The 25,889-nt window shown below is 66.3% G+C and carries 25 protein-coding genes and 1 tRNA gene; 10 read left to right on the forward strand and 16 right to left on the reverse strand.

Going from position 1 to position 25,889, the window contains the following annotated elements:
* Position 1 precedes the first annotated feature (1 nt).
* Entirely contained in the window at positions 2-910 is a 909-nt protein-coding gene (locus AB7U46_RS00590; protein WP_428334980.1) for a ParB/RepB/Spo0J family partition protein, read from the forward strand.
* 3 nt (positions 911-913) lie between these two features.
* Here AB7U46_RS00590 and hemW read toward each other — a convergent pair whose 3' ends face one another.
* Genes hemW through rph form a run of 4 tightly spaced genes read right to left on the reverse strand, consistent with a single transcriptional unit; the run spans position 914 to position 3,771 of the window.
* A complete protein-coding gene (hemW, locus tag AB7U46_RS00595) occupies positions 914-2,071 on the reverse strand; it encodes a radical SAM family heme chaperone HemW (protein ID WP_428334981.1) in 1,158 nt (385 codons plus the stop codon).
* A complete protein-coding gene (locus tag AB7U46_RS00600; RefSeq protein WP_428334982.1) occupies positions 2,068-2,451 on the reverse strand; it encodes a RidA family protein in 384 nt (127 codons plus the stop codon). The genes hemW and AB7U46_RS00600 overlap by 4 nt, the downstream gene beginning before the upstream one ends.
* 1 nt (position 2,452) lies before the next feature.
* Complete coding sequence (rdgB, locus tag AB7U46_RS00605) at positions 2,453-3,061, reverse strand: RdgB/HAM1 family non-canonical purine NTP pyrophosphatase (RefSeq protein WP_428334983.1); 609 nt, start codon at positions 3,059-3,061, stop codon at positions 2,453-2,455.
* Positions 3,058-3,771 (reverse strand): ribonuclease PH, encoded by a 714-nt coding sequence (gene rph / locus AB7U46_RS00610; RefSeq protein ID WP_428334984.1) that lies wholly within the window; start codon positions 3,769-3,771, stop codon positions 3,058-3,060. The genes rdgB and rph overlap by 4 nt, the downstream gene beginning before the upstream one ends.
* A 120-nt stretch (positions 3,772-3,891) precedes the next feature.
* Between rph and hrcA the strand changes: the two genes are divergently transcribed.
* Entirely contained in the window at positions 3,892-4,953 is a 1,062-nt protein-coding gene (gene hrcA, locus AB7U46_RS00615; protein ID WP_428334985.1) for a heat-inducible transcriptional repressor HrcA, read from the forward strand.
* Positions 4,954-4,958: 5 nt separating this feature from the next.
* Positions 4,959-5,507, forward strand: a complete 549-nt coding sequence (locus AB7U46_RS00620) for a nucleotide exchange factor GrpE (RefSeq protein WP_428334986.1) — start codon at positions 4,959-4,961, stop codon at positions 5,505-5,507.
* A gap of 53 nt (positions 5,508-5,560) precedes the next feature.
* On the opposite strand, the gene mutS is transcribed toward AB7U46_RS00620, so the two are convergent.
* Positions 5,561-8,200 (reverse strand): DNA mismatch repair protein MutS, encoded by a 2,640-nt coding sequence (gene mutS, locus AB7U46_RS00625; protein WP_428334987.1) that lies wholly within the window; start codon positions 8,198-8,200, stop codon positions 5,561-5,563.
* A gap of 105 nt (positions 8,201-8,305) precedes the next feature.
* Between mutS and AB7U46_RS00630 the strand changes: the two genes are divergently transcribed.
* From AB7U46_RS00630 to AB7U46_RS00640, 3 genes are all read left to right on the forward strand, one after another.
* Positions 8,306-10,573, forward strand: a complete 2,268-nt coding sequence (locus AB7U46_RS00630; RefSeq protein ID WP_428334988.1) for an NADP-dependent malic enzyme — start codon at positions 8,306-8,308, stop codon at positions 10,571-10,573.
* A 72-nt stretch (positions 10,574-10,645) separates the two neighbouring features.
* Positions 10,646-11,587, forward strand: a complete 942-nt coding sequence (locus AB7U46_RS00635) for a ribokinase (protein ID WP_428334989.1) — start codon at positions 10,646-10,648, stop codon at positions 11,585-11,587.
* A complete protein-coding gene (locus AB7U46_RS00640) occupies positions 11,526-12,170 on the forward strand; it encodes a fumarylacetoacetate hydrolase family protein (RefSeq protein ID WP_428334990.1) in 645 nt (214 codons plus the stop codon). The genes AB7U46_RS00635 and AB7U46_RS00640 overlap by 62 nt, the downstream gene beginning before the upstream one ends.
* On the opposite strand, the gene phoB is transcribed toward AB7U46_RS00640, so the two are convergent.
* From phoB to tsaD, 11 genes are all read right to left on the reverse strand, one after another.
* Positions 12,171-12,863, reverse strand: a complete 693-nt coding sequence (phoB, locus tag AB7U46_RS00645) for a phosphate regulon transcriptional regulator PhoB (RefSeq protein ID WP_428334991.1) — start codon at positions 12,861-12,863, stop codon at positions 12,171-12,173.
* A 3-nt stretch (positions 12,864-12,866) separates the two neighbouring features.
* The gene (gene phoU / locus AB7U46_RS00650; RefSeq protein WP_428334992.1) at positions 12,867-13,577 is read right to left on the reverse strand and encodes a phosphate signaling complex protein PhoU; all 711 of its coding nucleotides are present in this window, start codon (positions 13,575-13,577) and stop codon (positions 12,867-12,869) included.
* A gap of 13 nt (positions 13,578-13,590) precedes the next feature.
* Positions 13,591-14,388 carry a phosphate ABC transporter ATP-binding protein PstB gene (pstB, locus tag AB7U46_RS00655; protein ID WP_428334993.1) on the reverse strand — a complete coding sequence of 266 codons (798 nt, stop codon included), beginning with the start codon at positions 14,386-14,388 and terminating at the stop codon, positions 13,591-13,593.
* Positions 14,389-14,398: 10 nt separating this feature from the next.
* On the reverse strand, positions 14,399-15,745 hold the full coding sequence (gene pstA / locus AB7U46_RS00660; protein ID WP_428334994.1) for a phosphate ABC transporter permease PstA: 1,347 nt from the start codon (positions 15,743-15,745) through the stop codon (positions 14,399-14,401).
* Positions 15,742-17,202 carry a phosphate ABC transporter permease subunit PstC gene (pstC, locus tag AB7U46_RS00665; protein ID WP_428334995.1) on the reverse strand — a complete coding sequence of 487 codons (1,461 nt, stop codon included), beginning with the start codon at positions 17,200-17,202 and terminating at the stop codon, positions 15,742-15,744. Before pstC ends, pstA begins: the two co-directional genes overlap by 4 nt.
* A gap of 61 nt (positions 17,203-17,263) precedes the next feature.
* A complete protein-coding gene (locus AB7U46_RS00670; protein WP_428334996.1) occupies positions 17,264-18,295 on the reverse strand; it encodes a substrate-binding domain-containing protein in 1,032 nt (343 codons plus the stop codon).
* 136 nt (positions 18,296-18,431) lie between these two features.
* Positions 18,432-19,124, reverse strand: coding sequence for a CbiX/SirB N-terminal domain-containing protein (locus AB7U46_RS00675; RefSeq protein ID WP_428334997.1), 693 nt, complete (start codon positions 19,122-19,124; stop codon positions 18,432-18,434).
* 235 nt (positions 19,125-19,359) lie between these two features.
* The gene (locus AB7U46_RS00680) at positions 19,360-19,779 is read right to left on the reverse strand and encodes an EVE domain-containing protein (protein ID WP_428334998.1); all 420 of its coding nucleotides are present in this window, start codon (positions 19,777-19,779) and stop codon (positions 19,360-19,362) included.
* Entirely contained in the window at positions 19,779-20,048 is a 270-nt protein-coding gene (locus tag AB7U46_RS00685) for a YciI family protein (RefSeq protein ID WP_428334999.1), read from the reverse strand. Before AB7U46_RS00685 ends, AB7U46_RS00680 begins: the two co-directional genes overlap by 1 nt.
* Before the next feature lie 2 nt (positions 20,049-20,050).
* Complete coding sequence (locus AB7U46_RS00690; protein WP_428335000.1) at positions 20,051-21,007, reverse strand: NAD(P)H-dependent glycerol-3-phosphate dehydrogenase; 957 nt, start codon at positions 21,005-21,007, stop codon at positions 20,051-20,053.
* Positions 21,004-22,098: a tRNA (adenosine(37)-N6)-threonylcarbamoyltransferase complex transferase subunit TsaD gene (gene tsaD / locus AB7U46_RS00695; RefSeq protein ID WP_428335001.1), complete on the reverse strand. Its 1,095-nt coding sequence runs from the start codon at positions 22,096-22,098 to the stop codon at positions 21,004-21,006. Before tsaD ends, AB7U46_RS00690 begins: the two co-directional genes overlap by 4 nt.
* Before the next feature lie 71 nt (positions 22,099-22,169).
* On the opposite strand from tsaD, the gene AB7U46_RS00700 reads away from it, so the two are divergent.
* The 4 genes from AB7U46_RS00700 to AB7U46_RS00715 all read left to right on the forward strand — a co-directional run bounded on the left by AB7U46_RS00700 (position 22,170) and on the right by AB7U46_RS00715 (position 25,876).
* Positions 22,170-22,895, forward strand: coding sequence for a uroporphyrinogen-III synthase (locus AB7U46_RS00700; protein WP_428335002.1), 726 nt, complete (start codon positions 22,170-22,172; stop codon positions 22,893-22,895).
* Between the two features lie 78 nt (positions 22,896-22,973).
* A complete protein-coding gene (locus AB7U46_RS00705; RefSeq protein ID WP_428335003.1) occupies positions 22,974-24,281 on the forward strand; it encodes a COG4223 family protein in 1,308 nt (435 codons plus the stop codon).
* A 10-nt stretch (positions 24,282-24,291) separates the two neighbouring features.
* The gene (locus AB7U46_RS00710; protein ID WP_428335004.1) at positions 24,292-25,758 is read left to right on the forward strand and encodes a heme biosynthesis protein HemY; all 1,467 of its coding nucleotides are present in this window, start codon (positions 24,292-24,294) and stop codon (positions 25,756-25,758) included.
* A gap of 42 nt (positions 25,759-25,800) precedes the next feature.
* Positions 25,801-25,876 (forward strand) — tRNA-Thr (locus AB7U46_RS00715).
* Positions 25,877-25,889 lie beyond the last annotated feature (13 nt).

The following is a 25,889-nucleotide window of genomic DNA, read 5'->3' on the forward strand; positions in this document are numbered from 1 at the left end:
GATGAGCGAGAAAAAACAACCCGAGCGTCGTGGTCTGGGCCGCGGGCTTTCCGCGCTGATGGCCGATGTGCATCTTGGCGAGCCCGAGGCGAACGATCTGCCGCGCCGCGCCGAAAGCATCGTGCCGATCGAGAGGATCTCGCCGAACCCGGATCAGCCGCGCCGCGCTTTCGATCCCGATGCGCTTGAAGAGCTGGCAGCCTCGATCCGCGAGAAAGGCGTGATCCAGCCGCTGATCGTGCGGCGCCATCCGACGCTTGCGGATCACTATGAAATCGTTGCGGGCGAACGTCGCTGGCGCGCCGCGCAGATTGCTCAGTTGCACGAGCTGCCGATCATCCTGCGCGAATTCAGTGACACCGAAGTGCTCGAGGTCGCGATCATCGAGAATATCCAGCGCGCCGACTTGAACCCTCTGGAAGAGGCGCTTGGATATCGTCAGCTGATGGATCGCTTCGGGCATACCCAGGAAAAGGTTGCCGAAGCGCTGTCGAAGAGCCGCAGCTATATCGCCAATTTGCTGCGGCTGCTTCAGCTTCCGGACGAGGTTCAGGGGATGCTGCGCGATGGTCGACTGACCGCGGGTCACGCACGTGCGATGATCACCGCGCCTGATCCGGTGAAACTCGCGCGCGAAACCGTGGCGAAGGGGCTTTCGGTTCGCGAGGTGGAGCGTCTTGCCAAGGATGAAACCTCGCCGAAACCCGTGAGCGCCGAACGCGCGGCTAAATCGCGCTCGAGCGGCGAGAAAGACGCCGATACGCGGGCGCTCGAGGGCGATCTGTCGGCGACGCTCGGCATGAAGGTGTCGATCGACCACAAGGGGCACGACGGTGGCCAGGTTTCGATCAGCTATCGCGATCTCGATCAGCTTGACCGGATCTGCCAGCTGCTCAGCGCAATGCAGTGAGCCCTAGGGCATAAGTTCCCTGATCACGCCATTCAGTACCGCGCGACCCTCCCGGGTGGCGCGGATTCGACCCTGTTCCTGCTGAATCAGGCCAAGCTCCTCGAGCTGCATCAGCTTTTCGGCGGGAAAGTCACCGCCGGAGATCCGCCGATATCGCTCACGCTCGATCCCCTCTGAAAGCCGCAGACCGAAAAGCAGAAATTCGATCGTTTGTTCATCGCGGGGCAGGGCCTCGCGGGGCAATTCGCCCGAGCCCTTGCGTTCCACCATGTCCAGCCAGAGCGCCGGGGCCTTGGGCGTATCGGTTGCATGGCGTTGCCCGCCAAGCGTCAGGCGACCATGTGCCCCAGGGCCGATCCCCGCGTAATCCCCGTAACGCCAATAGATCAGGTTGTGGCGGCTTTCGGCCCCTTCGGCGGCGTGATTCGACACTTCATAGGCCGGAAGTCCGGCTTCCTCGCAGATTTCCTGCGTCATCAGATACATGTCTGCCGAGAGATCATCGTCCGGAAGCCCGCGCAGCATACCGGCCGCCGCGCGTTTGCCAAAGGCGGTGCCATCCTCGATTGTCAGCTGATAGAGCGAGAAATGATCCACCGCCATCGCCAGCGCTTCGCGGAGTTCGCTGCGCCAGGCCTCGAGCGGCTGATCCTGCCGCGCATAGATCAGATCGAAGCTCACCCGTTGAAAATGCCGCCGGGCGATGTCGAAGGCCGCACGCCCCTCGGCGACGCTGTGCATCCGGCCAAGGCGTTTCAGATCCGCGTCGTTCAGCGCCTGCATTCCCATCGAGACCCGGTTCACGCCGGCCTCCGAATAGGCTCTGAACCGCCCGGATTCGATACTCGTCGGGTTCGCCTCGAGCGTGATCTCGACGTCATTCGCCAGTCGCCAGGAGCTGCGGACCTTGTCCAGAATCGACTGAACGAGTTCCGGATCCATCAGAGAGGGGGTTCCGCCACCGAAGAAGACCGAGTTCAGAACACGGTCGCCAGTCTCCCCCGCGAGCCGTTCGATCTCGCTCAAATAGGCTCTATTCCAGCGGTTTTGATCGATTTCTGCCGCGACATGGCTGTTGAAATCGCAATAGGGGCATTTGGCGGCACAGAAGGGCCAATGCAGGTAAAGGCCGAACCCGCCGTGCCGCCAGTCATCGCTCATCCCTTGAAGGCCGTGACTTCGATCTCGATCTTCATCGCCGGATTGACCAGATCGGCGATGATCATCATCGCGGCCGGACGGATCTCTCCGAAGGTCTCGGACAGGGCAGGGATGATCGCTTCGACGCAGGAGGCATCCTGGATGACATAATTCGCGCGCACGACATCCTTCAAACCGAAGCCTGCGTCCTCGAGAACGCCCTTGATCGTCGCAAGTGCGTTGCGTGCCTGGCTCAGCACGTCGTCGGGGAAGGCCTTGGTCTCCGGATCGGCGCCGGTCGTGCCGGCGACGAAACACCAGTCGCCCTGGACGACAGCCCGCGAATAGCCGAGCTTCGGCTCATAGGGCGATCCGCCCGAGATATTCCTGCGTTCGCTCATCTCAATCCTCGAAACATGTGACGAATTTGCGGAAGGCATCGGCGCGATGGCTGATCCGGTTCTTCTCCTCCGGGTCCATCTCGCCAAAGGTGATGTCATAGCCCTCGGGCTGGAACATCGGGTCGTAGCCGTGGCCATGCAGGCCGCGCATCGGCCAGACGAGCTGCCCCTCGACCTTGCCCTCGAAGACCTCGTCGTGCCCGTCGGGCCAGGCGAGAACCAGGGTCGAGCGGAACCGGGCGGTTCGCGGCAGGGGCGCGGAGATCTTCTCGCAGGCGTCCCAGGTCTTCGTCATCGCCAGCACGAAGTCGCGCCCGTTCGGCGTTTCCGCCCAATCGGCGGTATAGACCCCGGGCGCCCCACCGAGCGCGTCGACCTCGATGCCGCTGTCATCAGCCAGCGCGGGCAGGCCGGTCGCCTTCACCGCGGCATGCGCCTTGATCCGCGCATTGCCGACGAAGGTCGTCTCGGTCTCCTCGGGTTCGGGCAGGCCGAAGTCGGCATTGCTGACGACCTCGATCCCATAGGGGGCCAGCATCGCGCGGATCTCGGCCAGCTTGCCCAGATTATGCGTCGCGACCAGAAGTTTCTTTTCGGAAAACTTCCTCATGCCACCGCGGCCTTTTGCGCGGCGACCAGCTGGGCGACGCCGGCCTCGGCGAGGTCGAGCAGCTCGGTCATCTGCGCGCGCGAGAAGGTCGCGCCCTCGGCCGACATCTGCACTTCGACGAGTTTCCCGCCGCCGGTCATGATGAAATTGCCGTCGACGCCGGCCTCGCTGTCCTCGGCATAGTCGAGGTCGCAGACCGGCTGCCCCGCATAGATCCCGCAGGAGATCGCGGCGACGTGGTCGACGAGCGGATCGGAGCTGATCAGACCCGATTTCAGCAGTTTGTTGACGGCAAGGCGCAGCGCGACCCAGCCGCCGGTGATCGAGGCGCAGCGCGTGCCGCCATCGGCCTGGATCACGTCGCAATCGACGACGATCTGGCGTTCGCCCAGTGCCGAACGATCGACGCCGGCGCGCAGGCTGCGCCCGATCAGGCGCTGGATCTCCTGCGTGCGGCCCGACTGCTTGCCCGCCGCCGCCTCGCGCCGGTTGCGCGAATTGGTGGCGCGCGGCAGCATGCCATATTCTGCCGTCACCCAGCCGAGGCCCGTGCCCTTGAGGAAAGAGGGCGCCCGATCCTCGATCGTCGCGGTACAAAGCACATGGGTGTCACCGACCTTGATCAGGCAGGAGCCTTCGGCATGTTTCGTGACGCCGGTTTCGATGGAAATTGCACGGCATTCGCTCAGAGTCCGGCCGGAGGGGCGCATGATTTGTCCTTTCCCAGGGATTTGCCCCATTTGAGGCGCGCCGCGTTGCGATGCAACCCCGAACGCGCGATTGACGCGCGCGCCGGGGCGGCTTTAATGCGCTGAGGGATGAACGAGGCGATGACCAGTCAGACGAAGATGCTCAGTGAGCTCAACGAGCGCTCGCGCGAGGTTTTCCGGCGCGTGGTCGAGGGCTATCTCGAAAGCGGCGATCCGGTCGGCTCGCGCACGCTGACCCGGCAGATGAGCGAGAAGCTTTCGGCGGCGACGATCCGCAACGTGATGCAGGATCTCGAATATATGGGCCTGCTCGGCAGCCCGCATGTCTCCGCAGGCCGTGTGCCGACGCAGCTTGGCCTGCGGATGTTCGTCGACGGGTTCATGGAGGTGGGGGAGCTCGACGCGACCGACCGCCGCGCGCTCGAGGCGACGTTCGGCGCGAACGAGCCCGATGTCGGCTCGCTGCTCGACCGGGTCGGCGCGGCGCTCTCGGGGCTGACGCATGGGGCGAGCCTTGTGCTTGCGCCGAAGAAAGAGGCGCCGATCCGGCATATCGAATTCATTTCGCTGGCCCCGGACCGGGCGCTCGTCGTGCTGGTCTTTGCCGATGGGCAGGTTGAGAACCGGGTTTTCACGCCGCCGCCGGGACAGACGCCCTCCTCGATGCGGGAGGCGGCGAATTTCCTCAATGCCCTGGCCGAGGGGCGCACGCTCAGCGAATTGCGCCGCGAGATCGCTGTGGAGATCTCGGCGCGGCGGCAGGAACTTGACGGGCTCGCCGCGGCGCTGGTCGAAAGCGGCCTCGCGCAATGGGCCGATCACGGCGAACCGAACGAGCGGCTGATCGTACGCGGCCGCGCCAATCTCCTGGGGGAGCAGGCCGATCTCGACCGCATCCGCGACCTCTTCGACGATCTCGAACGCAAGCGCGACATCGCCGAATTCCTCGATCTGGCCGAGGACGGCGATGGTGTGCGCATTTTTATCGGCTCCGAGAACAAGCTTTTTTCACTTTCGGGTTCCTCTTTGGTCGTCTCTCCCTATATGAACGCGGATCGCAAGATCATCGGTGCGGTCGGGGTCATCGGCCCCACGCGGCTCAATTACGGACGCATCGTGCCGATCGTGGACTATACGGCGCAACTGGTCGGGCGCGTGCTCTCCGGCCGGGGCAAAGGGTGAAACGCATGACCGAGAAAAAAGACGAGATGCTGGAAGATCAGGATCAGCTGAGCGATCCGCTGACCGAGGCGCTGAATGGCGATTTCGGTGAGCTGGAGGCGCTGCGGGCCGAGCGCGACGAGTACAAGGACCGTTTCATGCGCGCCCTGGCCGATGCCGAGAATGCGCGCAAACGGGCCGATCGCGACCGGCGCGAGGCCGAGAATTACGGTGGCTCGAAGCTCGCCCGCGACATGCTGCCGGTTTATGACGCGCTGCAACGCGCGCTCGAGACCGTCTCGGAAGAGCTGCGCGCGCAGGCCGGCCCGCTGATCGACGGTGTCGAGCTGACCCAGCGTGAGCTGCTCAACGTGTTTTCGCGCCATGGGATCGTTTCGGTGAAGCCCGCGGTGGGCGACAAGTTCGATCCGCAGCAGCACGAGGCGATGTTCGAGGCGCCGGTGCCGGGCACCAGCGCGGGCGACATCATCCAGGTGATGAGCGAGGGCTTCCTGCTGCACGACCGGCTTTTGCGCCCGGCGAAGGTCGGCGTCAGCTCGATGCCGAAGGCCTGAGGCGGCCGGGGGCTTTGCCCCCGGACCCCCAGAGTATTTTCGCCAGGAAAAGATCAGTCCCTGAGCAGGGCGCGCAATTCGTAAAGCGCGTCCATCGCCTGTTTCGGCGTCATCTCGTCGGGCTGGATCGTCTTCAGCCGCTCCTCGACCACGGATGCCGCCTTGGGCGCGGGGGGCGGCGGCGCGGCGACCGAGAAGAGCGGTAGATCGTCGATCACCATCTGTTTCTTCCCGCCCCCCTCGCGCTCGCCCTTTTCCAGCGCGTCGAGCACCACGCGCGCCCGCGCGACGACGCTGTCGGGCAGGCCGGCGAGGCGCGCGACCTGCACGCCGTAGCTGCGATCGGCAGCGCCGCGATGCACCTCATGCAGGAATATCACCTCGCCATCCCATTCCTTGACCGCGACGGTGGCATTCTCGACCCCGTCGAGCTTTGCCGAGAGCGCGGTCATCTCGTGGTAATGGGTGGCGAAAAGCGCGCGGCAGCGGTTCACGCCGTGCAGATGCTCCATCACCGCCCAGGCGATCGAGAGCCCGTCATAGGTCGCGGTGCCGCGGCCGATCTCGTCGAGGATGACGAGGGCGCGATCGTCGGCCTGATTGAGGATGGCGGCAGTCTCGACCATCTCGACCATGAAGGTCGAGCGCCCGCGCGCAAGGTCATCGGCGGCGCCGACGCGGGAGAAAAGCTGGCTCACGAGGCCAATATGGGCGCGCCGTGCGGGTACGAAGCTGCCGGCCTGCGCGAGAAGGGCGATCAACGCATTCTGCCGCAGGAAGGTCGATTTACCCGCCATGTTCGGGCCGGTGAGCAGCCAGATCGCCGGGGTGTGATCCTCGGTCAGCTGGCAGTCATTCGCGATGAAAGGCTCGCCCGCACGTTTCAGCGAGGCCTCGACGACCGGATGGCGCCCGCCCTCGATCTCGAAGGCGTGGCTTGCGTCCACCGTGGGTTCGACCCAGTCCTCGCCCGCGGCGAGATCGGCGAAGGCGGTGGAAAGGTCGATCTCGGCCAGCGCGCGGGAGGCTTCGCCAATCGGGCCGGCGTGGGAAAGAATGGCCGATTTCAGGCTGTCATAGAGCCGCTTTTCGATCTCGAGCGCGAGGTTCCCGGCGTTCAGGATCCGGGTTTCCAGCTCGCTCAGCTCGAGCGTGGTGAACCGCACCTGGTTCGCCGTGGTCTGGCGATGGATGAAGCGTTCGTTGAGGGGCGGCGAGAGCATCTTTTCCGCATGGGTCGCCGTCGTCTCGATGAAATAGCCGAGCACGTTGTTGTGCTTGATCTTCAGCGAGGAGATCCCGGTCTCCTCGATATATCCCGCCTGCATCCGCGCGATCACGCCGCGGCCTTCGTCGCGCAGCTGGCGGGTCTGGTCGAGTTCGGCCTCATAACCGGTCGCAATGAAACCGCCGTCGCGGGCCAGAAGCGGTGGTTCCGCCACCAAGGCGGCATCGAGCAGCGTGACGAGATCGTCGTGACCGACCAGCGCGGCGGCGGCTTCCGCCAGAAGCGTCGGCGCCTCGACTTCGGCAAGGCGTGCAGAGATCCGGTTCGCCTGTTCGAGCCCGTTGCGAATGGCCGCCATGTCACGCGGGCCACCGCGATCGAGGGAGAGGCGGCTCAGCGCGCGGTCCATGTCGGGGCAACGGCGCAGATCGGCGCGCAGATCCTCTGAAAATCGACCCTGTTCCAGCAGAAAACGCACGGCGTCATGACGCGCGTGGATTTGGTGCAGGTCGCGCGAGGGCGCCGATATCCGGCGTTCGAGCAGGCGCGCGCCGGCGGCGGTGACGGTGCGGTCGATCACCTGCAAGAGCGATCCCTCGCGTCCGCCCGAAAGCGCTTGCGTCAGTTCGAGGTTGCGGCGCGTGGCGGCGTCGATCTGCATCAGGCTGCCGGCCTCCTCGCGCAGCGGGCGGCGCAGGAGCGGCAGTTTCCCGTGCTGGGTGAGGTCGAGGTAATCGACGATCGCCCCCATCGCCGAGATTTCGGCGCGTCCGAAGGCGCCGAAGGATTCGAGCGAGCCGACGGCGTAGAGATCACACAGCCGCTTCTCCGCCCCCTGGCTGTCAAAGCTCGACCGCGCGAGCGGCGTCATGGATGCGCGCAAATCAGAGACTATTTCGGCGCAATCCGCTTCTTTCGCCTCGCTCACCAGCACCTCGCGCGGGGCGAGGCGGGCGAGCTCGGGGCCAAGGCGCGTCAGCGGACAGGGCATCACCCGGAACTCGCCGGTCGAGATATCGACCCAGGCGAGCGCACCCTCGTCGCGCACCTCCGCCCAGGCGGCGAGGAAATTGTGGCGCCGCGCCTCGAGCAGGCTTTCCTCGGTCAGCGTGCCGGGGGTGACGAGGCGCACGACGTCGCGCTTCACCACCGATTTCGCGCCGCGTTTCTTCGCTTCGGCGGGGTCTTCGAGCTGCTCGGCGATGGCGACGCGGAACCCCTTGCGGATCAGCGTCAGCAGATAGCCTTCGGCGGCGTGGATCGGCACGCCGCACATCGGGATCTCCTCGCCCAGATGCAGCCCACGTTTCGTCAGCGCGATGTCGAGCGCCGCCGAGGCCGCGACGGCATCGTCGAAGAACATCTCGTAGAAATCGCCCATGCGATAGAAGAGCAGCGCCCCGGGGTTCGCCTCCTTGATCGCGAGATATTGCGCCATCATCGGCGTGACTGTCGGCTCGGCCATGGTTTCCCCCGTTTGCACGGACCCTACAAAAGGCGGAATCCGGGTGCAAATCCATTGAGACGTGCCCGACAGGGCGCTATGAGGAAGCGCGACCGGAGGAGCACCATGTCAACCAAGAACCGCATCACGCCCGAAGAGGCGCTGGCCTATCATCTCGACCCGACGCCCGGGAAATACGAGATCGTCGCCTCGAAGCCGATGACGACCCAGCGCGATCTCAGCCTCGCCTACAGCCCCGGCGTCGCGGTTCCGGTCGAGGCGATCGCCGAGCGGCCCGAGACCGCCTATGACTACACGGTCAAGGGCAACATGGTTGCGGTGATCTCGAACGGCACGGCGATCCTTGGCATGGGTAACCTCGGCGCGCTCGCCTCGAAGCCGGTGATGGAAGGCAAGGCGGTGCTCTTCAAGCGCTTCGCCGACGTCAACGCGATCGACATCGAGCTCGACACCGAAGACCCGGACGAGATCATCAAGGCGGTCAGCCTGATGGGCCCGACCTTCGGCGGCATCAACCTCGAGGACATCAAGGCGCCCGAGTGTTTCATCATCGAGCAGCGGCTGAAGGAGATCATGGACATCCCGGTGTTCCATGACGACCAGCACGGCACCGCGGTGATCTGCGCGGCGGGTCTGATGAACGCGCTCGAGCTCAGCGGCAAAAAGATCGAGGAGTGCCGCATCGTCCTCAACGGCGCGGGGGCGGCGGGGATCGCCTGTCTCGAACTGATCAAGGCGATGGGCGCGCGGCAGGAAAACTGCCTGATGTGCGACACCAAGGGCGTGATCTATCAGGGCCGCACCGAGGGCATGAACCAGTGGAAATCGGCGCATGCGGTGCCGACCGAGGCGCGCACGCTCGACGATGCGATGCGCGGCGCCGACGTTTTCCTCGGCGTTTCGGCGAAGGGGGCGGTGACGCCCGAGATGGTCTCCTCGATGGCCGACAATCCCGTCATCTTCGCGATGGCGAACCCCGATCCGGAGATCACCCCGGAAGAGGCCCATGCCGTGCGCCCCGATGCGATCGTGGCGACCGGGCGTTCGGATTACCCGAACCAGGTCAACAACGTGCTGGGCTTCCCCTATCTCTTCCGCGGCGCGCTCGACATCCATGCGCGCGCGATCAACGACGAGATGAAGATCGCCTGCGCGAAGGCGCTTGCCGCGCTCGCGCGCGAGGACGTGCCGGATGAGGTGGCGATGGCCTATGGCCGCAAGCTCAGCTTCGGGCGCGACTACATCATCCCGACGCCCTTCGATCCGCGGCTGATCCATGTGATCCCGCCGGCGGTGGCGAAGGCGGGCATGGATACCGGCGTTGCCCGCCGCCCGATCATCGACATGGAGGGCTATGCCCAAAGCCTGCGGGCGCGGATGGATCCGACCGCCTCGATCCTGCAAAGCATCCACGCCCGGGCGCGTCAGGCGCAGGCGACGATGATCTTTGCCGAGGGCGACGATCCGCGCGTTCTGCGTGCTGCGGTGGCCTATCAGCGCGGCGGCATGGGACAGGCGATCGTCGTCGGCCGCGAGCAGGAGGTGCGCGAAAAGCTCGAGGCGGCCGGGCTTGGCGATGCCTATCGTGAGCTGCGTGTGGTGAATTCGAGCAATTGCAAATGCATCGAGGATTACAAGGATTTCCTCTACAAGCGGCTGCAGCGTCAGGGCATCGACCGCGAGGATGCGCATAAGCTCGCCACCCGTGACCGTCACGTCTTTGCGGCGCTGATGCTGGTGCATGGTCATGGTGACGGCATGGTCACCGGTGCCACGCGGAAATCGGCGCATGTGCTCGACATGATCAGCAAGGTGATCGACGCCAAGGCCTCGGATGGGGCCGTCGGCATCACCGCCGTGCTGAACAAGGGGCGCGTCGTGCTGATCGGCGATACGCTGGTGCATGAATGGCCCGACGAGCATGACCTCGCCGATATCGCCGTCGCAGGGGCGCAGGTCGCCCGCGGCCTCGGGCTCGAGCCGCGCGTCGCCTTCTGCTCTTTCTCGACCTTCGGCTATCCGGTTTCCGAACGCGCGACGAAGATGCATATCGCGCCGCAGGTGCTCGATGGTCGCGGCGTCGATTTCGAATACGATGGCGAGATGACCGTCGACGTCGCGCTGAACCGCGAGCAGATGAGGAACTATCCGTTCTGCCGCCTCACCGGCCCGGCCAACATCCTTGTCGTGCCCGCGCGGCATTCGGCCTCGATCTCGGTCAAGCTGATGCAGGAAATGGCGGGGGCGACGGTGATCGGCCCGATCCTCACCGGCACGCGCCATCCGGTGCAGATCTGCTCGAACCGCGCCACGGTGAACGACATCCTGCATATGGCCGCGATCGCCGCCTGCAAGATGGGTCAGATCCGCTGACGCGCGACTGAGCGTCAGGGCTTCACGCGCCCGTGACCCCGTGGCATCGTGCCCGGGATCACGGGGGGAACCATGACGATCTTCAATCTCGGCTCGATCAACGCCGATCTCTTCTATCGCGTGCCGCATTTGCCGGCGCCGGGGGAAACCCTTGCCGCCACCGCCCATGGCCGCGGCCTTGGCGGCAAGGGGGCGAACCAGTCGGTGGCGGCGGCCCATGCCGGGGCGCAGGTGTGCCATATCGGTGCGGTGGGCGAAGACGGCGCCTGGATGCGGGCGGAGCTCGAGGCGCTGGGGGTCGATTGCCGCCATGTGTTGCGCCATGATGGCGCCTCGGGTCATGCGGTGATCGCGGTGGCCGAGGATGGCGAGAATTCGATCCTCCTCTTTGCCGGGGCCAACCGCGAAATCACCCCGGCGCAGGTCGCCGCGGCGCTGGCGACGGCGCGGGCGGGGGACTGGCTCCTGCTGCAAAACGAGACCTCGGCGCAGCTCGAGGCGGCGCGAATTGCGCAGGAACAGGGTCTTTTCGTCGTCTATTCCGCCGCGCCATTCGAGGCCGAGGCGGTGATTGACCTGCTGCCGCATCTGCATGCGCTGATCATGAACGAGATCGAGGCGACGCAGCTTTGCTCGGCGCTCGGCTGCACGCTGGCCGACCTGCCGATGGCGCATGCGATCGTCACGCAGGGCGCGCGCGGCGCGGTCTGGCACGATCTGCGCGCCGGCAACGAATATCGCGTTGCGGCGGTGCCGGTGACCGCGATCGACACCACCGCAGCTGGGGACAGTTTTACGGGTTATCTTGTTGCCGGATTGGCGGAAGGCATGCAGCCTGACGAGGCGATGCGACTCGCGGCGGCGGCTGCCGCGCTCAAGGTCACGCGGGCGGGAACGGCGGAGGCGATCCCGACTCGTGACGAAGTCGACGCGTTTCTGAAGGGGAGGACCGATGAAGCATTACGCCTTTCCGCCCGTCCCGCAGGTCTCGGCGGAGATCTCGGGGAGCGATGAATTCTTTCCGGTGCGGCGCATTTTCTGCGTCGGCTGCAATTACGCCGATCCGGAGGTGGAGGGGGGCGAGCTGCCCTTCTATTTCACCAAATCCGCGGCGGCGCTGATCCCCTCGCGCCAGCGCATCGCCTTTCCTTCGGGCACCGGGGATTTCCGCCACGAGGTCGAACTGGTCGTGGCGCTGGGCGAATATGCCTCGATCTTCGGCTATGCCTGCGGCCTCGACATGGCGCGGCGCGACCTGCATGTCGCCGCCCGCGGCGGGATCCAGGCCTGGGATCTCGGCAAGGATTTCGACAATTCCGCCGTGATCGGCCCGATTTCGCGTGATTTCACGCCCGGGTCACAGGCGATCTCGCTCACCGTCAATGGCGATCCGCGGCAATGTGCCTCGCTCTCCGCGATGGCCTGGAAGGTGCCGCAGATCATCTCCCATCTCGCCACGCTCTACCGGCTGGAGGCGGGGGATCTGATCTTCACCGGCACCCCCGCCGGCACCGGCCCGGTGCATCCGGGCGATGTGATCAAGGGCGAGATCGAAGATCTCGCCCCGGTCTGGCTCACGATCGAGCCGCGGGATTGATCAGCCGAGCGAGTAACCGGTGCCGCGCACGGTGCGCACCGGATCGGTGCCGCCGTTCACCATCAACGCCTTGCGCAGCCGCCCGACATGCACGTCGATCGTGCGGGTGTCGACGTAGATGTCGCGGCCCCAGACCCGATCGAGCAGTTGATCGCGCGTCCAGACCCGGCCGGGTTTCTCCATCAGCGTGGAGAGCAGGCGGAACTCGGTCGGGCCGAGCTTCAGCGGCTGACCGTCGCGGAACACCCGGTGTTCGGCGGCATCGAGGATGATGTCCTCGAAATTCAGCCGCTCCCCCATCGAGGCAGGGCGGGTGCGGCGCAGCTGCGTGCGCAGCCGTGCCATCAGCTCGACCACGGAATAGGGTTTCACGACGTAATCGTCCGCGCCGGTCTCGAGGCCACGGACGCGGTCCGATTCCTCGGAACGCGCCGAAAGCATGATGATCGGGATCGTCCGCGTTTCGGCATTGGCCTTCACGCGGCGGCAGATCTCGATGCCGGAGACATTCGGCAGCATCCAGTCGAGGACGATCAGATCGGGGCGCTCCTCCTTCAGCATGAGAAGCGCCTCGTCACCGTTCACGGCCATGACGACGCGAAAGCCCTCCGCCTCGAGATTGTACTGGAGGACTTCGCGCTGGGCCGATTCATCCTCGACCACCAGCACGCAGGGCTGTTGGGCGGGGCTCATCTATCACGCCTCCGATTCGTCGAAAGCGGTGACGCTCTCGCTTTTCGGGCGAATGTCGTCGGGCATTTCGCCGGTGACGAGGTAGATCACCTGCTCGGAGATCGCGGTGGCGAGGTCGCCCATCCGCTCGATGTTCTTGGCGATGAAATGCAGGTGCATGCAGGGGGTGATGTTGCGCGGATCCTCGAGCATGTAGGTCAGGAATTCGCGGAACAGCGCGTTGTACATCTGGTCCACTTCGATGTCGCGGGCGCGCACGTCGGCGGCCAGCTTCTCGTCGCGCTGGATGTAGCTGTCGATCGCGTCCTTCAGCATCGTCTCGGTGGTCTGCGCCATGCGCCGGATCGCGCCGGTCGAGCCGTTGATCGCGGGCATCGCCATCAGCACCTTGGAGCGCTTGGCGATGTTCTTCGAATAATCGCCGACGCGCTCGAGACTGCCGGCGATCTTGATCACCGAAAGCGCGACGCGCAGATCCGAGGCCGCCGGAGCGCGCAGCGCGATCAGCCGCGCCGCTTCCTCGTTGATCTGCTCCTCGAGCTTGTCGACGGCCTTGTCGCGCTTGCGCACTTCCTCGGCCAGCTCCTCGTCGCGGGTTTCGAGCGCGAGCGCCGCATCGAGCAGCTGCGCCTCGACCAGACCGCCCATCTTCACGACCATCGCCTGAACCGCCTCGAGATCGCGGTCGAAGGCGCTGACAATATGTTGGCTCATTGAATTTCCTCCGTCAGCCGATGCGGCCGGTGATGTAGCTTTCGGTCCGGGGATCGTTCGGATTGGTGAAGATCTGCCCGGTTTCGCCGTATTCCACCAGGTTGCCGAGGTGGAAGAAGGCGGTGCGCTGGCTGACGCGCGCGGCCTGCTGCATCGAGTGGGTCACGATGACGACCGAGAAATTCTCGCGCAGCTCGTCGATCAGCTCCTCGACCTGGGCCGTGGCGATCGGGTCGAGGGCGGAGCAGGGCTCGTCCATCAGGAGCACCTCGGGCGAGGTGGCGACGGCGCGCGCGATGCACAGGCGCTGCTGCTGGCCGCCCGAAAGCCCGGTGCCGGGCGCGTCGAGACGGTCCTTGACCTCGTTCCAGAGCGCGGCCTTGCGCAGCGAGCTTTCGACGATCTCGTCGAGCTCGGCCTTGTTCTTCACCAGGCCGTGGATCTTCGGCCCGTAGGAGACGTTGTCATAGATCGATTTCGGGAAGGGGTTCGGCTTCTGGAACACCATGCCGACACGGGCGCGCAGCTGCACCGGGTCGACCTTCTTGTCGTAGATGTCCTCGCCGTCGAGCAGGATGTCGCCCTCGACCCGGCAGATCGGGATCGTGTCGTTCATCCGGTTGAGGCAGCGCAGGAAGGTCGACTTGCCACAGCCCGAGGGGCCGATGAAAGCGGTCACGGTCTTGTCGAGGATGTCGACATCGACATCCTTGATGGCATGAGTGGCGCCGTAATAGACCTGCACCTTGCGTGCGGCGATCTTGATTTCGGTCGAAGTCACGGCTCTCTCCGTCAGTCGCATATCGTTCATGGTCGTTTCCTTACCAGCGGCGCTCGAAGCGGCGGCGCAAGATGATCGCGAGGATGTTCATCACCAGCAGGAAGACGAGCAGCACGATGATGGCACCGGAGGCGCGTTCGATGAAGGCGGGATCCGCCCGTTGCGTAAAATTGTAGACCTGCACCGGCAGCGCCGAGGCGGGATCGAGGAAGCCCTCCGGCGGGGCGGCGGGGTAGTCGCGCACGAAGGCGACCATGCCGATCAGCAGCAGCGGCGCGGTTTCGCCGAGCGCCTGGGCCAGGCCGATGATCGTGCCGGTCAGGATGCCGGGCATCGCGAGCGGCAGGACGTGGTGGAAGATCGTCTGCGTCTTCGAGGCCCCGATGCCGAGCGCCGCATCCTTGATCGAGGGCGGCACCGCCTTCAGCGCGGCGCGGGTGGCGATGATGATCGTCGGCAGCGTCATCAGCGTCAGCACCAGACCACCGACGAGCGGCGAACTCTGCGGCAGGCCGGCGAAGTTGATGAAGACGGCCAGGCCGAGGATACCGAAGACGATCGAGGGCACCGCCGCGAGGTTGGCGATATTCACCTCGATCAGGTCGGTGAACCAGTTCTTCGCCGCGAATTCCTCGAGATAGATCGAGGCGGCGACGCCGATCGGCAGCGAGAGCACGAGCACCACCAGCATCATATAGGCCGAACCGATGATCGCGACGCCGAGGCCCGCGGCCTCCGGGCGCAGCTCCGAGGCATCGGGCGCGGTGATGAAGCCCCAGTTGAAGCGCAAGCCGATCAGCCCGGCGTCGCGCATCGCCTGCGCGAGCTGGAGCTGCTCGGGCGAGACGTTGCTGTCGAGCTTGGCGCTCTCCATCGTCACGCGGCCCTTGAAGAAACCGTCGATACGGCCGTTCGCCAGCGCCTCGAAAGAGATCGTCCGGCCGATTATCTCGGGGTTCGCAAGCACGGCATTGCGCAGCTGCGCGGCTGCTTCCTTCGAGATCAGCCCGTTGATTTCCTTGGACTTCATGCCCTCGGGCATCAGGCCCTTCTCGGTCAGTTCGGCTTCCAGCGCATCGCTGAGGAACTTGTTGTAGGTGATCGTCGTCAGCTTCGCGAGATCGGCGGGGTTGCGGTTGCCCGTCGGGTCGAGCACGGCGGCATCGAGCGGCACCTGCATCGTCAGGAAGGTCTGGCGGAAGGCGCTGAGGCCGGAGCCGAGCACCGAGCTCAGCAGCACGACGAGCGCCAGCACACCGAAGGAGACCGCGGCGATGCCATAGAGGCGGAAGCGCTTCTCGGCGGCGTTGCGCCGTTTCGTGCGCGGGTCGGTCTTGTAGAGCGACGGGCGGCTTGCGGCGGGGATGTTCGTGGCCTCGGCGGTCATTCGTATTGCTCCCGATATTTGCGCACGATGTAGAGCGCGAGGACGTTCAGGCCGAGCGTGAAGACGAAGAGCGTCAGGCCGAGGGCGAAGGCGACGAGCGTCTCGGGCGAGGCGAATTCGGTGTCACCGGTGAGCTGGCTGACGATCTTGACGGTGACGGTGGTCATCGCCTCGAAGGGGTTGAGCGACATCTTCGCCGCGGCGCCGGCGCCGAGCACCACGATCATCGTTTCACCGATCGCGCGCGAGGCGGCGAGCAGGATCGCACCGACGATGCCGGGCAGAGCGGCGGGCAGGATCACCTGTTTCACCGTTTCCGACTGCGTCGCGCCCAGGCCATAGGAGCCATCGCGCATCGCCTGCGGCACCGCGTTGATGATGTCGTCGGAGAGCGAGGAGACGAAGGGGATCAGCATGATGCCCATCACCAGGCCCGCGGTCATCACCGAGCTCGAGGAGGAACCGAGGCCGAGCGGCTGCGCGAAGTAATCGCGCAGGACCGGGCCGATCGTGATCAGTGCGAAGAGACCGTAGACGATGGTCGGGATGCCGGCGAGCACCTCGAGCAGCGGCTTCGCCACCGCGCGGACCTTCTTCGAGGCGTATTCCGCGAGGAAGATCGCGGCGAAGGTGCCGACCGGAACGGCGACGAGCAGCGCGATGAAGGAGATGTAGAGCGTGCCCCAGATCAGCGGCCAGATGCCGAGTTCCGAGCCGCCGCCGAACTTCGGGCTCCAGGTCAGGTTGAAGAAGAAATCCTTCGCCGGGTAGAGGCGGAAGAAGTGGATCGTCTCGAAGACGAGCGAAAGCACGATGCCGACGGTGGTCAGGATCGCAACGAGCGAGGCGCCGATCAGCAGCACGCGCACGAAGCTTTCGGACACGTTGCGGGCGCGGAACTCGGGGCGGATCCGCGAGAGCGCATAGCCAAAGCCGGCCAGCGCCAGCGCCAGCACTGCGATGGTCATGCCGAGACGCCCGTCGAGGGCGAGCTTGCGGTAGCTCTTGGCGGCCTCGAAGACGCTCGGCTTCACGTCGGAGCCGAGCGCGACACCGACCTCGCCGAGCCGCGAGCGGATGTTCGAGAAGTCGGCGCGCATCGTGGTGATCTCACCCTCGGTGAGCTTGCCCTGCGCAAGCACGAGGTCGAGACCGCCGGCGATGCGGCGCACGTCGGTCATCACCAGGCCGACGGAACTGCCCTGGGGGATGTCGTCGGCGGTGATCATCGCGCCCACGCGCGCCTCGATCACGAGCGGCTGGACGAGCAGCCAGATCGCGAGAAGCACGAGCGCGGGAACGGCGGTGAAGAGGAAGACGGTCTGTCCGTAATAGCCGGGCAAGGAATGCAATTTCCGGATATCTCCGCCGGCCTTCACGAGCGCGAGGCGCCGTCCGACGAGATAGCCAACGACCGCGAGGGCGATCACGATCAGGGAAAGAAGGCCGATGCTCATGGGATCATCCGAAGCAAAAGGATGGTGGCGCCCGAAGGCGCCACCGTAGATCAGAGACGGATCAGTTCAGCGGGCCCATCGCCACGTCGTTCTTCACCATTTCCTGGGTCTTCGCCAGTTCCGGGTCCGACACGAGGCCGTAGGCCGCGAGCGGGCCGTTCGGGCCGGCCATCTCGTCGGAGACGAAGAAGTCGATGTATTCCTGCAGGCCCGGGACGACGCCGATATGCGCCTTCTTCACGTAGAAGAAGAGCGGGCGCGACACCGGGTAGGTGCCGTTCGCGACGGTCTCGGTCGAGGGAACGATGCCGTCCATCGTGGCGACGCGCAGCTTGTCGGTGTTGTTCTCGTAGAACGACAGGCCGAAGACGCCGAAGGCGTTCTTGTTGGCGTCGAGGCGCGAGAGGGTCTCGGTGTAGTCGCCGTCGATGTCGACCGAAACGCCGTCGGTGCGCAGGTTGAGGCACTCTTTCGAGCCGTCTTCGCCCTTGGCGGCGACGAAGGCTTCTTCGGCGCCGGTGGCCTTGCAGCCGGCTTCGATGACCTTGGTGTCGAACACTTCACGGGTGCCGTGCTTGGTGCCCGGGATGAAGGTCAGGATCGCCTGATCCGGGAAGTTCGGGTTCACGTCGTGCCAGGTCTTGTTCGGGTTGGCGACGAGCTTGCCGTCCTTCATCACCTCGGCGGCGATCGCGTTGTACCAGTCGGCGGGGGTGAAGGCGAATTCCGGGCCGTTCACGTCCGAGGCGAAGACGATGCCGTCATAGCCGAAGCGGACTTCCATGATCTCGTCGACGCCGTTCGCCTTGCAGGTGTCGATGTCCGACTGCTTGATGCGCGAGGACGAGTTCGCGATGTCGATGGTGTTTTCGCCCACGCCTTCGCAGAGCTTCTTGCGGCCGGCACCCGAGCCGCCGCCTTCCACGACCGGGGTCGGGAAGTCGAAGTTTTCGCCGAAGGCTTCGGCGACGATGGTGGCGTAGGGCAGCACGGTCGAGGAGCCGGCCGACTGGATCTGGTCGCGGGCGAGCGCGCCCGAAGCCGAAGCGGCGACGATGGCCAGAGCCGAGACGCTGAGTTTGACGGTGTTCATGGAGCACTCCTGAAAGTTCACATGCGGGGCCGGTCGCGGCCTCGGGCTCGTCCTAGGGGCTGCCCGTGACGCTTATGCAAATGTTGTGTGACAGTTGCGTGACAAACCCTGTCATGCGCGGAGGGGGCGATCGCGCTCAGACCTCGGCTCGCTGCAGCGCGCGGGCGATCATCTGCGGCACCTGTGCATGTTCGCCGATCGCCGGAAGCAGAAGCCCCCGGAACCCGGCTTTCGCCAGCGCTTCGGGAATGTCGCCGACGACATGGCCGGCGCGCAGGGCGAAGAAGGGCAGGCATAGCGCCTGCGGGCTTTGCGCGGCGACCTCTTCGAGGAATGGGGGCTCCTCGATCAGGCCGACGCGAATCGTCGCAAAGGGAGTGATCCGGCGGAGTCGTTCGGCCATCGCATGGGCCGAGTCCTTTGAACGATGCGCGCGGCGCGAGCCATGTGCCGCCAGCAGAAGATCAATGGAATCAGGCTCTATTCCTGCGGATTTCGCCGCTGTGGTAGTCACATCGGCGATCAGCGCCGGCAGATCCGGATCGGTTCCGAAAGGCGAAAGGATCGGCGCCGCGACCCCCAGCGCCGCAAGACGCCGCGGAAGTTCCTCGCGGGTGAACCAGCCCTCCGCCATGAAGAACGGATAGATCGTCGGTGCCCGCAGCCCGGTCAGTGCGGCCTCGAGAGAGCCGGGCTTTGCCAGCGTTGCCCCCCTTAGCAGGCAATCGGGCGCGTATGCGCTCACACGTTCGGCCAGCGCCTTGAGCCAGGCATCAGGGGCCTCCGGGTCCGAGGGCGCGCCATGCGCGACGAGAACGAATTCCTTCATGGTCTCATGCGGCTCCGTGCATTCGGTGTGACATGGTTAATGGAAACTTCCATCAACCCATTGAAGTTACGTCATATTGTCCAGAAACACAGGTTGAAGGGAATCACCTGTTCCGCTAGACAGAACTTACCGGCCAGGATGGTCAGGACCCGTTAGACAGTTTCACGTGTGGTGCGTAGGGGAGCACGTGGGGTGAGGAGGGTCCTGGTAGGGGTGCCGGGGCCCTCCTTTTTATTCACGGATCGACGCCGCCAAGTTCGCAAAGGAGCTTCCATTCCTCTTCGGTCACCGGTTGTACCGACAGCCGCATGCTCGTCACCAGCGACATGTTTTCAAGCCGCGGATCGGCCTTCACCTCGGCCAGCGTCACAGGGCGGACAAAGGGCCGCACCGCGCGAATGTCGACGCAATCCCAGCGCGGATCTTCGGTCGTCGAATCATGATGCGCCTCGGCGCAGACCTCGGCGATGCCGACGATCTCCTTGCCGATGTTGGAATGGTAGAAAAAGCCGCGGTCACCGACCTTCATCGCGCGCATGTTGTTGCGCGCGAGGTAGTTGCGCACCCCGTCCCATTCCTCGCCCGCCTCGCCCTTGGCGACCAGCATGTCCCAGGAGAACTTGTTCGGTTCCGACTTGAACAGCCATTTCGCCATCAGCCGATGACCTTCTTCCATTCGCTGACCGAGGCGCTCTCGAACAGACCGGCCTTGGCATAGGGGTCGCTCGCGGCCCAATCCTGCGCGGCGGCAAGGCTGTCGGCCTCGACGATCACCAGCGAGCCGACCATCTGCCCCTCTTCGAGGAAGGGGCCGGCCATCTTCACGATACCGGTCTTCTCGATATAGGCGAGGTGCTCGGCCCGGGTGTCGAGGCGCGTCTGCAACGCACCGGGCTTGTCGCGGCAGATGATGGCGTAAAGCATGGTCATTCCTCCTTGAGCGGGCGGGACATCAGCATTTGGACGGCCTCGCCGATGGTGACTTTCTGCGCGACGAGCGCGGCGATCATGTCGGTGACGGGCATCTCAATTCCGTGCTTTTTCGCCAGAACAGAGACTGCTTTCGCGGTGGCGACCCCCTCGACCGTGGTGTTCGGATCGAAGTCCTCCGCGCGGCCGAGGGCCTGGCCATAGCGGAAGTTGCGCGATTGCGCCGAGGTGCAGGTGAGCACCAGGTCGCCGAAACCGGACAGGCCCGAAAGCGTCTCCGCCCGCGCGCCGAGGCACAGCGCGAGGCGACTCATCTCGGCGAAACCGCGGGTCATCAGCGCGGCGCGGGCCGAATCGCCCAGACCGGCGCCGATCACCACGCCGGCGGCGATGGCGATCACATTCTTCAGCGCGCCGCCAAGTTCGGCCCCGGTAAGGTCGGAGGTGCGATAGAGCCGCAGTACGGGGGTGGAAAGCTGCTCTTGCAGTACTTCGGCCTCTTCGGCGACGGCGAGCGTCAGCGCCGTGGGCAGGCCGCGGGCGATATCGGCGGCAAAGCTTGGCCCGGTGAGCACGGCGGGGCGTGCCTGCGGGCAGGTTTCCGTGATCAGCGCCACGGCTCCGCGCCCGGTCGCGAGATCGACCCCCTTCGAGCAGGAAACAAGCGTCTTGCCTTCGAAGAGGCGCGCGTGATCCCGCAGGAAAGCGCCGAGCTGCTGCATCGGCACCGCGAGAAGCAGCGTCTCACACCCGGAAATATCGGCGATTTCCGCCGTGACAGAGACGTTTTCCGGTAGCGTCACCCCAGGCAGACGCCGCTCGTTGCGCCGCGTCTGCTGCATCTCCGCGGCCTGCGTCGGGTCGCGCGCCCAAAGCGTGACTGCCCCGTTGCGCGCCAATGCGACGGCCAGGGCGGTGCCGAAGGCGCCTGCGCCGAGTATGCCGATGGTCATGCCTTCGCCCCCTTCTTGCCGGAGCCGAGCATGCCGGGCGCCGTCTGGTCAAGCGGCCAGCGCGGGCGGGCGGTCAGGTCCATCCCGTCGCGCGCCCCGGTGCGGAACCGCTCGATCCCGGCGAAGGCGATCATCGCGGCGTTGTCGGTACAAAGGCGCAGCGGCGGGGCCGTGAACTCGGCGCCGAATTCAGCGGCAACCGTCTCCAACCTTGCCCGAATGGCCTTGTTCGCCGCGACGCCACCGGCCACCGCAAAGGCAGGCTTCACCGGGTTCAGGGCGAGATAGTCTCGCAGCGCACGTCGCGATTTCTCCGCCAGAACGTCGGTGACGGCCGCCTGAAACCCGGCGCAGAGATCGCGGCGCGCCTGACGCCGCAACCCGCCATGGGCGGTGACCTCGGCATCGCGGGCGCGCAGCAGCGCCGTCTTCAGCCCGGAAAAGGACATGTCACAGCCCGGACGGTCGAGCAGCGGGCGCGGAAAGGCGAAGGCCTTCGGATCACCGCTGGCGGCCTCGGTCTCGACCGCGGGGCCGCCCGGCTGCGGCAGGCCAAGCAGCTTTGCCGTCTTGTCGAAGGCCTCGCCCGGGGCATCGTCGATCGTACCGCCAAGCCGGGTGAATTTCTCCGGCCCGTGCACGAGCAGGAACTGGCAGTGTCCGCCGGAAACGAGCAGCAGCAGATAGGGGAAATCGAGCCCGTCGGTCAGCCGCGGCGTCAGCGCATGGCCGGCAAGGTGGTTCACCCCGATCAGCGGCAGCCCGGCGCCGGCGGCGATGCCCTTGGCGCACATCACGCCCGACATCACCCCGCCGATCAGCCCGGGGCCGGCGGTCACCGCGACGCCATCGAGCGCCTCGAGCCCGATCCCGGCCTCCGCCAGCGCCGTCTCGACGCAGAGATCCAGCCGCTCGGCATGGGCGCGCGCCGCGATCTCGGGCACCACGCCGCCATAGGCCGCATGCAGCGCGACCTGGCCTGCGACGGTGGAGGAAAGGATCTCCGCCCTCGCATCCGAGACGCGCACCACCGCGGCGGCGGTGTCGTCGCAGCTCGATTCGAGTCCGAGGAAGAGGAGCGGTCTGGTCATGGGCTTCGGTTGCGCGATCATCCCTTCGCAGGTAACACCGGGGGGAAGCTCGCACAATCCCGGGACACGCCGTGATCCGCCTGCCCGAAGACCGCCCCACCCTTCTGCTGACGCGCCCGCGCGCCGGATCGGAACGGTTTGCGCAGCAGTTTCGCGCGCGTTTCGGGGCGGATTGGCCGGTTCTCGTCGCGCCGTTGCTTGAAATCGTGCCGACCGGGGCCGCGCTGCCGGAGGCGGAAAACCTGATCTTCACCTCGGAACAGGCCGTGGCGCCGGTGGCCGCCATATCCGCGCCGAGGGGGCGGCGCGCCTATTGCGTCGGCGCCCGCACGGGCGAGGCGGCGTGTGCGGCGGGGTTTGCAGTGATCGAGGGGCCAGGCGACGGGGCCGCGCTGGCAGAGCTGATCCGCGCGGCGCCGCCCGGGGGAAAGCTCTTGCATGCGCGCGGTGCGGAGGTAGCGTTTTCGATGGCCGAAGCGCTTAATTCCGCCGGAATAGAGACGATCGAGGCCGTGGTCTATCGGCAGGATCCGCAGCCGCCCGGCGCCGAACTTCGGGCGGCATTGGCGGCGGAGGCGCCGCTGCTCGTGCCGGTGTTTTCACCGCGCAGCGGGCGGCTTCTGGCCGAGGCGGCCCGGGGGGCGCGTGCGCCGCTCTGGCTCGCGCCGCTTTCCCCCGCGATCGCGCAAAGTTGTGCAACCCTGCCGATCGAACGGTGCGAGGTTGCCCCGAGGCCGGATGCCGAGGCGCTGCTCGAGGCCTTGCAGCGACTGATCGGCGCGGGTGAGGCGGGTTGAGCGCAGGGGGTTGCCTCACTAGACTGGGGCAAAGCGTTCGAGGCGCGCGGGATTTCGCGCGGAATTGGAGGAGAGACCGTGGAAGAAACGAAAGCCCGCAATTCAGCGTCGGACGATGCCCTCGAGCCCCGGGTGGAAGAGACCCCGACCGATGAGGCCACGGCGGAGGAACAGGCGTCCCCCGCTGCGGAAACCGACGAGCTGGTTCAACCGGAGCCGGAAGAGGCCGAGTCGCTTACGACGGAGACCACCCCGGTGACTTCGCTGCTCGGGGCGGAGGAAATCTCCGAACCCGCCGAGGAGGCCCCTGAGGCGGAGGCGGAAAAACCAGCCGATGAAAAACCGGCGGCTGCGCCGGCTCCCGCGCCGCGTCGGGGTGGTTTTGTCCCGCTTGTCCTTGGTGGGGTGATCGCGGCCGCGCTGGGGGCGGGGGCGACGATTTACGCGCTGCCGAACCTGCCGCCGCAGCTCGCGGCTTTGCTGCCGCTGCCGCAGGCGAGCGTCCCGGATACCGAGGCGAAGCTCACCGATCAGGCGGCGAAGATCGACGCGCTGACCAAGGAATTGGCGGTGCTGAAATCGGCGACGCCGCCCGCGCCGGATCTTTCCGGCGTGCAGACGGCGCTTGATGAGGCCAGCGCAGCGTCTCGGGCGCTCGGCGACCGGATCACTGCGCTCGAGGGGCGGATCACTGCGCTCGAGAACCGGCCGGTGGGCGGCGGGGATCTCGGCGGGGATGCGGCCGCGCTGCAGGGGCAGATCGACGCGCTGAAGGGTGAGCTTGCAAAGGTTGGCCCCGCGGCGGCCTCGCAGGAGGAGATCACGGCGGCCGCGGCCGAGGCGAAGGCGAAGATCGACGCCGCCGAGGCGCAGGCCGCCGAGTTGCGCGCGCAATCCGAGGCGGCGGCGCGGCGCGCGATGGCGCAGGCGGCGGTGGCGCGAATCGGGGCTGCCTTCGACGCCGGGGCGCCGCTCGCGCCGGCTCTGGCCGATGCCGAGGCGGCGGGGCTTGCCCTGCCCGAGGTGCTCAAGGGCGATGTTCCGGGCCTTGCCACGCTGCAGGCGAATTTCCCCGATGCGGCGCGGGCGGCGCTTGCCGCGGCGCGCAAGGCGACGGCGGGGGACAAGCTTACCGACCGGATCGGCGCCTTCCTGATGGCGCAGACCGGGGCGCGCTCGCTCGAGCCGCGTGAGGGCAGCGACCCGGATGCGGTGCTGTCGCGCGCGCAGGCGGCGGTGGATGCCGGCGATCTGTCGAAGGCGGTGACCGAGATCGGCACCCTGCCCGAGGCCGGTCAGGCCCCGCTCGCCGATTGGGTGGCGCAGGCAAAGGCCCGGCTGACGGCGGCGCAGGCCGTCGTCGACCTGGCGCAATCGGTGAAGTGAGGAGGTCACGATGGTCTGGTCTTTCGTGAAGATCGCGGTTTTCCTCGTGGTGGTGGCGGCGCTGACGCTTGGCGCGGCGCATCTGGCCGACAGCGCGGAGGGGATCCGCATCATCGCGCTCGGCAAGGAGTTCACCCTTGGCCCGCTGCAGGCGGTGATCGTCGCGATCCTCGGCTTCCTCGCGGTCTGGCTGGTGATCCGGGTGGTCGGGTTCCTCGTCGCGCTGCTGCGCTTCCTCAATGGCGACGAGACGGCGATCAGCCGCTATTTCGACCGCAACCGCGAGCGCAAGGGCTATGAGGCGCTGGGCGAGGGGATGCTGGCCATCGCCTCCGGCGAGGGGCGGCTCGCGATGTCGAAGGCGGCGCGTGCCGAGCGTTTCCTCGACCGGCCCGACCTGACCAACCTGCTGACTGCGCAGGCGGCCGAGGTCTCGGGCGACACGCGCAAGGCGACGGTGGTCTACAAGCGGCTTCTGGGCGACGATCGCACGCGTTTCGTCGGGATCCGCGGGCTGTTGCGGCAGAAGCTTGCCGAGGGCGACACCGAGACCGCGCTGAAGCTTGCGGAAAAGGCCTATGCGCTGAAGCCGAAACATGGCGAGGTGCAGGACACGCTGCTGAAGCTGCAGGAGGAAAAGGGCGACTGGAAGGGCGCGCGCGAGGTGCTTCAGGCAAAGCTGCGCCAGGGGTTGCTTCCGAAGGACGTGCACAAGCGTCGCGATGCGGTGCTCGCGCTGCAGGAGGCGAAGGACGTGCTCGACGAGGGCGCCAGCATCGAGGCGCGCGAGGCGGCGATCGCGGCGAACAAGGCCTCGCCCGACCTTATCCCCGCCGCGGTGATGGCGGCGCGTGCCTATATCGCCAAGGGCAGCCCGAAGAATGCCGCGCGTGTGGTGCAGAAGGCCTGGGAGGCGCAGCCGCATCCCGATCTGGCGGCCGCCTATGCCGAGATCGTCCCCGACGAGGCGCCTGCCGATCGGCTCAAGCGCTTTGGCAAGCTGCTGACCTTGCGCCCCGATCACGAGGAGACGAAACTCCTGCGCGCCGAGCTCAACATCGCGGCGGAGGATTTCCCCGAGGCGCGTCGCGCGCTTGGCGATCTCGTGGAGACGCATCCGACCTCGCGTGTGCTGACGCTGATGGCGGCGGTGGAACGGGGCGAAGGGGCCGACGACGCCGTGGTGCGCGGCTGGCTGGCGCGGGCGCTGAGCGCGCCGCGGGGGCCGCAATGGTGCTGTGACAAATGTCAGAACATCCAGGCGGACTGGACGCCGGTTTGCGACAATTGCGGCGGGTTCGACACGCTGAGCTGGCGCGAGCCGGCGCAGAACGCGACGCCGCTGCCGCATGGGGCGGAGATGCTGCCGCTGATCGTGGGCAAGCCCGAGGCGGCCCCGGAGCCGGTGGCCGATGCCGAGGTGCTGGATGCCGTCGAAGGGGATGCGGAGGCGGCGAAGCCGGAGAGTGAAAAATAGGGCTACACATCCCGGCGCGGGCATGCTAGTTGCGCCTCCGTTGCCGGTGTAGCTCAGCTGGTAGAGCACGTCATTCGTAATGATGGGGTCGGGGGTTCGAGTCCCTTCACCGGCACCAGTGAAAACTGGAA

Origin of the sequence: Paenirhodobacter sp. (assembly GCF_050177655.1) — a bacterium.
Lineage (GTDB): Bacteria > Pseudomonadota > Alphaproteobacteria > Rhodobacterales > Rhodobacteraceae > Rhodobacter.

Bases quoted from the DNA above. Each gene is read 5' to 3' on its own strand.
- AB7U46_RS00590 (WP_428334980.1), top strand. From the start codon at position 2: ATGAGCGAGAAAAAACAACCCGAGCGTCGTGGTCTGGGCCGCGGGCTT.
- hemW (WP_428334981.1), bottom strand. From the start codon at position 2,071: ATGAGCGATGACTGGCGGCACGGCGGGTTCGGCCTTTACCTGCATTGG.
- AB7U46_RS00600 (WP_428334982.1), bottom strand. From the start codon at position 2,451: ATGAGCGAACGCAGGAATATCTCGGGCGGATCGCCCTATGAGCCGAAG.
- rdgB (WP_428334983.1), bottom strand. From the start codon at position 3,061: ATGAGGAAGTTTTCCGAAAAGAAACTTCTGGTCGCGACGCATAATCTG.
- rph (WP_428334984.1), bottom strand. From the start codon at position 3,771: ATGCGCCCCTCCGGCCGGACTCTGAGCGAATGCCGTGCAATTTCCATC.
- hrcA (WP_428334985.1), top strand. From the start codon at position 3,892: ATGACCAGTCAGACGAAGATGCTCAGTGAGCTCAACGAGCGCTCGCGC.
- AB7U46_RS00620 (WP_428334986.1), top strand. From the start codon at position 4,959: ATGACCGAGAAAAAAGACGAGATGCTGGAAGATCAGGATCAGCTGAGC.
- mutS (WP_428334987.1), bottom strand. From the start codon at position 8,200: ATGGCCGAGCCGACAGTCACGCCGATGATGGCGCAATATCTCGCGATC.
- AB7U46_RS00630 (WP_428334988.1), top strand. From the start codon at position 8,306: ATGTCAACCAAGAACCGCATCACGCCCGAAGAGGCGCTGGCCTATCAT.
- AB7U46_RS00635 (WP_428334989.1), top strand. From the start codon at position 10,646: ATGACGATCTTCAATCTCGGCTCGATCAACGCCGATCTCTTCTATCGC.
- AB7U46_RS00640 (WP_428334990.1), top strand. From the start codon at position 11,526: ATGAAGCATTACGCCTTTCCGCCCGTCCCGCAGGTCTCGGCGGAGATC.
- phoB (WP_428334991.1), bottom strand. From the start codon at position 12,863: ATGAGCCCCGCCCAACAGCCCTGCGTGCTGGTGGTCGAGGATGAATCG.
- phoU (WP_428334992.1), bottom strand. From the start codon at position 13,577: ATGAGCCAACATATTGTCAGCGCCTTCGACCGCGATCTCGAGGCGGTT.
- pstB (WP_428334993.1), bottom strand. From the start codon at position 14,388: ATGAACGATATGCGACTGACGGAGAGAGCCGTGACTTCGACCGAAATC.
- pstA (WP_428334994.1), bottom strand. From the start codon at position 15,745: ATGACCGCCGAGGCCACGAACATCCCCGCCGCAAGCCGCCCGTCGCTC.
- pstC (WP_428334995.1), bottom strand. From the start codon at position 17,202: ATGAGCATCGGCCTTCTTTCCCTGATCGTGATCGCCCTCGCGGTCGTT.
- AB7U46_RS00670 (WP_428334996.1), bottom strand. From the start codon at position 18,295: ATGAACACCGTCAAACTCAGCGTCTCGGCTCTGGCCATCGTCGCCGCT.
- AB7U46_RS00675 (WP_428334997.1), bottom strand. From the start codon at position 19,124: ATGAAGGAATTCGTTCTCGTCGCGCATGGCGCGCCCTCGGACCCGGAG.
- AB7U46_RS00680 (WP_428334998.1), bottom strand. From the start codon at position 19,779: ATGGCGAAATGGCTGTTCAAGTCGGAACCGAACAAGTTCTCCTGGGAC.
- AB7U46_RS00685 (WP_428334999.1), bottom strand. From the start codon at position 20,048: ATGCTTTACGCCATCATCTGCCGCGACAAGCCCGGTGCGTTGCAGACG.
- AB7U46_RS00690 (WP_428335000.1), bottom strand. From the start codon at position 21,007: ATGACCATCGGCATACTCGGCGCAGGCGCCTTCGGCACCGCCCTGGCC.
- tsaD (WP_428335001.1), bottom strand. From the start codon at position 22,098: ATGACCAGACCGCTCCTCTTCCTCGGACTCGAATCGAGCTGCGACGAC.
- AB7U46_RS00710 (WP_428335004.1), top strand. From the start codon at position 24,292: ATGGTCTGGTCTTTCGTGAAGATCGCGGTTTTCCTCGTGGTGGTGGCG.